The 2607-nt window shown below is 33.2% G+C and carries 2 protein-coding genes; both read left to right on the top strand.

Annotated elements, in window-relative coordinates; translation table 11 throughout:
- On the top strand, window positions 1-760 hold a 760-nt coding region (locus ABS911_RS07610; protein WP_350467085.1), incomplete at its 5' end, for an amino acid--tRNA ligase-related protein.
- Between the two features lie 117 nt (window positions 761-877).
- Window positions 878-2059 (top strand): AI-2E family transporter, encoded by a 1182-nt coding sequence (locus ABS911_RS07605; protein ID WP_350467084.1) that lies wholly within the window; start codon window positions 878-880, stop codon window positions 2057-2059.
- Window positions 2060-2607: the final 548 nt, after the last annotated feature.

The following is a 2607-nucleotide window of genomic DNA, read 5'->3' as shown; positions in this document are numbered from 1 at the left end:
GATGGAAAAAGTCTATGAAATTGGACGAGTTTTCCGTAATGAAGGAGTAGATACAACTCATAATCCTGAATTTACAATGTTAGAAGCTTATACTGCTTATACTGATTTTGAAGATGTGATGGATTTAGTTGAGGGATTGATTCGTACAGTAGCTCAACGCGTCTTAGGAACAGGAAAAATCACTTATAATGAACAAGCAATCGATTTAGAAACTCCTTGGAAACGACAACACATGGTTGATGCGATAAAAGAATACTCTGGGGTAGACTTTTGGAAACATATGACAGATGAAGAAGCGCGTGCATTAGCGAAAGAACATGATGTACCTGTAACAGAACACAGCCAATTTGGACATGTTGTCAATGAATTCTTTGAAAAATTTGTAGAAGATAAACTGATTCAACCAACTTTTATTTATGGACATCCTTTAGAAATTTCGCCGTTAGCTAAGAAAAATGTAGAAGATCCTCGCTTTACAGATCGTTTTGAAGCATTTATAGTTGGTAATGAATATGGTAATGCCTTTAGTGAATTAAATGATCCAATTGATCAACGCGAACGTTTTGAAGCGCAAATGAAAGAACGTGCCTTAGGAAACGATGAAGCTCATATGATTGATGAAGATTTCCTTGAATCATTAGAATATGGTATGCCTCCAACAGGTGGATTAGGAATCGGAATTGATCGATTAGTTATGCTCTTAACAGATGCACAATCTATTCGTGATGTACTATTATTCCCAACAATGCGTAATCAATAATAAAAAATCAATCCCTTTCAAGGGGGTTGATTTTTTACTTTACATATAAAGTAGTTTAAAATGAAAAAATAAAGTACATGTTTAATCATACGTGTTCTAAAAAAGGGGAGGCACATAATGAAAGAGAAAACTAAATTTATGAACTATCTAGGCGGCAATAATACTCTTTTTACATTATTGATTCTTATCATGTTAGGAATCGTTGTTTATATCTATCATTCTATAGCATTCATTTTCGAGCCGTTAAACGTTATCTTTTCTACTTTAATAGCCCCTGTGATATTAGCTTTTGTTTTTTATTACCTTTTAAATCCTATGGTTGATTGGATGGAAAGACATAAGATAAAACGGATTTGGAGTGTCATTATTTTGTTCGTTGCCATTATTGGCATTTTAGTTGGAGCGGTGGCGTTAGCATTTCCACCGATACAAGAACAAGTGACTAGCTTAGTTAATAACTTCCCTTCTTATGTTGATAGGATTGGAACGACTATTATAAGTTGGGTAGATGGGACGCCGCTTGAAAATTCTGCGAGTGACTTAGTTGAATGGTTAAATGGCTGGGTGAGCAATATACCGAGCATTGCCGTGGATTATTTTGATACAGCAGTAAATGGATTAACAAATATTTTTTCTACGGTTTCTAATGTTGTGGTAGTGATGGTGACATTTCCGATTATTGCGTTTTTCCTATTGAAAGACGATGAAAAATTTTTTAGTTACGTAATTAAAATTATTCCGCCGAAATTTAGAAAAGATACAAAAAATATCTTTACTACAATCAATGATCAAGTAGGATCTTATATCAAGGGTCAGTTGATGATCTCAGTTTCTTTAGGAGCCATGATGTTCATTGGGTTTACGATCATTGGTTTAGATTATTCAGGAATATTGGCTATAGTAGCAACATTTACAAGTATTATTCCGTATGTTGGAGCAGCCCTTGCAATGATCCCTGCGATAATAATCGCTTTGACTACTTCATGGTTGATGGTTGTTAAATTGATTATTGTCTGGGTGGTTGTTCAGTTTATAGATGGTAATCTAGTTGAACCAAATATCATGGGTAAAAATTTAAACGTTCACCCGTTAACCATCATTATTGTCTTGCTAGTTTTAGGGGATTTACTTGGTTTTATTGGTTTAGTTTTAGGAGTACCAATTTATGCTATTTCAAGAGTAGTAGCAACATTCATCTTTAGGAAATTCAAGCAACGATATAATAAGTATTACGGAGACGAATCGGGTTATTATGAAAATACAGAGTTTACTCCAGATAAATACCAAGAAAAAAAATAAGTCTAAGATTTTAAAACAGTTAAAGAGATTATAGGCTGTAGAATTATATATATAGAAAAATCTTTTAACCATACTAAGAGACATGTGGTTAGAGGTTTTTTTTTGCATTAACAGCCACAAATGGTTTTGAAGAGTCTGTATATAAGGAAATAAGTTAGTTTAAAGAATAAAAAGGATAAATATGTAAAAAAATGAAAGTTCATTCAAATTGAACGTTATTAAAAAATGCAGTATGTTCATTCGTTATTTGATGAAAAATAACGCTTTCTGACAAAGAGGGTAATTTTGAAAGTTCGCTTCTGAAAATTCTTTTTTATTTTTAGTCGAAAGATGTTGACGATACTCTGAATCCCTGTTATATTAATACATGTCGCTGAGACAGGTTGAAACAAACCGACACAGCGAAAAAGAAAATTTGAAAAGTTGTTGACAGACGATTCAGATGATATTATTAGTAAGTTGTCACAAACGAAACATTCAACTTTAGACCTTTGAAAACTAAACAAAGTAAGACGAACCAAATGTGAGGGTGACTCAGCAGTGCTGAG

It is taken from the genome of Carnobacterium sp., assembly GCF_040274425.1.
This window is presented reverse-complemented; position numbering and strand designations above follow the sequence as displayed.

Coding starts and splice junctions, on each gene's coding strand:
- ABS911_RS07605 (WP_350467084.1), top strand. CDS start 878: ATGAAAGAGAAAACTAAATTTATGAACTATCTAGGCGGCAATAATACT.